Source organism: uncultured Senegalimassilia sp. (assembly GCF_934632265.1).
In the GTDB taxonomy this organism is placed as follows: domain Bacteria; phylum Actinomycetota; class Coriobacteriia; order Coriobacteriales; family Eggerthellaceae; genus Senegalimassilia.
Genome location: NZ_CAKTYH010000180.1, coordinates 1 through 2,481 on the forward strand (window position 1 = coordinate 1; position 2,481 = coordinate 2,481).

The window sequence follows — 2,481 nt, forward strand, 5'->3', positions numbered from 1 at the left end:
GGTCGATGCGTCTTTGTCTCCCGTGCGTTCGAATTAGAGGGCGTTGCAGACGAGTTTTCGCCCTGTCCGTGTGTCAGTCTGTAGGAAAGTCGATACGTCTGCGTCTAACCCGGGGAGCCTCAGGTATCAAATTTGCGCACAATCGTTTGAGCAGGGCAAATGGCTTCTCTCCCAGGTCTGCTACTCGTAAAATGGGAGAACAAGCACAGACATATCGCCTTTTGCTACGAAAGAGATTGCCGGCGGACGGGATGCACTAGCGCAGTGGAAGGCCGATACGTCTGCGTTCAAACCGGGAAGCCCCAAGTAGTCAATTTGCATGCAGCCGCTTGACCAGGGCAGACGGTTCCTCTGTCGAGCTGGCTACTTGGGAGTTGGGAAACAAACGCAGACGTATCGGCCTTTGCCGCGAATAGGCTGCCGACGGTTGGGATGAGCGGAAGACCGCGTGGAATAGAATGCTGCTCAATGCATTTTCGTGGGGACGTTATGCAGAAGGGCTTCGTGGCGGTTTAAAGTCCTGTCTTTGTATATGGCCCGTCTTGGGTGTATGACCCGTCTCCGGTACGCGGACCGACCCCGGTACACGGCTAGGCTCGGGCATATGTGCCGGCTTGGGTGCGCGGCTCGGCCTGCGAATATGGTTCGGCAGGTGCGCGGCTCGACTCGGGCATATGACTTGGCAAGTACCTGGCCCGGCTCGGTCTGCTATGTGTGCTTTATCCTGCCTGGTCAACGTGCTTTTGCACGAGTGTTGCCAGCTCCTTTTTGCTGTGCACGTCAAGCTTGGCGTAGATGCTGCGCGTGTGGGCCCGGATGGTGTAGATCGACACCACTTCGCGATCGGCGATCTCCTGGGCGGTCCGGCCGCGCGCCAGGCCCAGGAACACCTCGGTCTCGCGAGCGGACAAGCCCGCGGCGCGCGCGACCTCCTCGCAGGCGAGCTTCCATCGGCCCGGTTGCCTGGCTGCGCCGATGCTCGACGCATCGTCCGCCGAATCCGCGCCGCCTTCATCCACGGGCAGCAGCATGCTGTTGATCTGCTTCTCGGAGAAAACGAACAGCACATCGACGAGCACGGCAACGCCGATCAGGGCGATGATGGCCTTCATCGCGTTTTCCGAGATATGTGATGCCTGATATGCCATGGCCAACAGGCTTGCCACGAGCGTGCCTCCCGACAGCGCCGCATTGCCGAACGCCACGATGCGAAGCGCCCCGCCGCGCCACTGATATACCAGGTAATACAGCATGGCCCACACCACCATGTTGTAGCACGTGCACACTACCCAGGCGCCCGACGCCACGGCAGGCGTGTTAAGGGAGAACATGGCGATGCATACGATGAGCACCGTTAGCGCGCATGCGGCGATGGAGTACATCTTGGCGAACCCGTCGCGGCGGGATTTCGCGAGCAGCACGGCGACCATGATGGCGATCATAAGGGGGATCTCGATGAGCTGGGAAACCACGTTCGCGCTGACGGCGAATGTCGGCGGCACGCTGATCAGCACATATGCGCGAACCAGCTCAAGCGCCGTGGAGCATAGGCCGATGGAGGCGAGCAGCACCCAGAACCTACGCGTCAGCTTCACCGGCGTGTCGAGCACTTGCCTCTCGCCGCGCACGTCTTTGCGGCGGACGCAGAACAGCGCGGCGCCGATCACGGGCAGCGCGATGAACGCCGCGACGGCGATAGGCTGCGGACAGCCTTTCAGCACGAAATAGATAGCGATTGAGAACAGCGTGCACTCGGCCAGCCGGTAGAGCGCACGGTGGGGCGGCAGCGTGCCGAACAGGGCGGCCGCGCGCACGAACAGCATGGTGGTGCCGACGCCCGCGAGCACGCAACCGGAGTTGAACAGCATGGTGAGCGTGGAGTGAGGGACGGCTGCGCCCAGGACCTCGTTGCGGGCGTTGCAGATGAGGAAGGTGCCCACCGCGGCCACAAGGCCGCCAAGGAACGTGGTCCGGTTTTTCGCCACCCACTTGGAGCAACGGTCGGCGAACAGAGCGACCAGCAGCAGCGTGACGAAGCATGCCAGCAGATGCACGAGCATGAGGTTCTCGGTGATGTTGCTGTTGCTCGTCTCGTGCAGCCAAAACGATCCGGAGAACGCGATGGCGTTCCATGCGGACCAGCAGCCCAGGCCCAGATACGTCAGGCTGGGCGCCTGCCGATCGATGGACGCGAGCGCCGTCGAGAATCGCTCGGCCGTGCCCGTGATTGCCTTGCTTTGAGCGCGCCGGTTTTGCGCCGTGTCGTCCTGTTCGCAGATTGCCATATCCCCCCGATTCTCGAATGGCTTCTATACCGCTATGCCGCTATGCCGTTGGCAGGAAGGCGCCGCGAGCTCTCGTCCCGCAGCGAACAGGGTGAACAGGGGACGGAGGTGTGTTCACGGCAAGGCGGTGCGTGCCACGGCGAACATGAACGCACCCCCGTCCCCTCATATGCCCATCGAGATGTCAAGAGACAAT

1 protein-coding gene is annotated in these 2,481 nt (G+C 61.8%); it reads right to left on the reverse strand.

Translation table 11 applies throughout. From position 1 onward, the window contains the following. Window positions 1-719 precede the first annotated feature (719 nt). Window positions 720-2,285 (reverse strand): helix-turn-helix transcriptional regulator, encoded by a 1,566-nt coding sequence (locus Q0H50_RS09215; protein ID WP_294421665.1) that lies wholly within the window; start codon window positions 2,283-2,285, stop codon window positions 720-722. Between the last annotated feature and the right edge of the window lie 196 nt (window positions 2,286-2,481).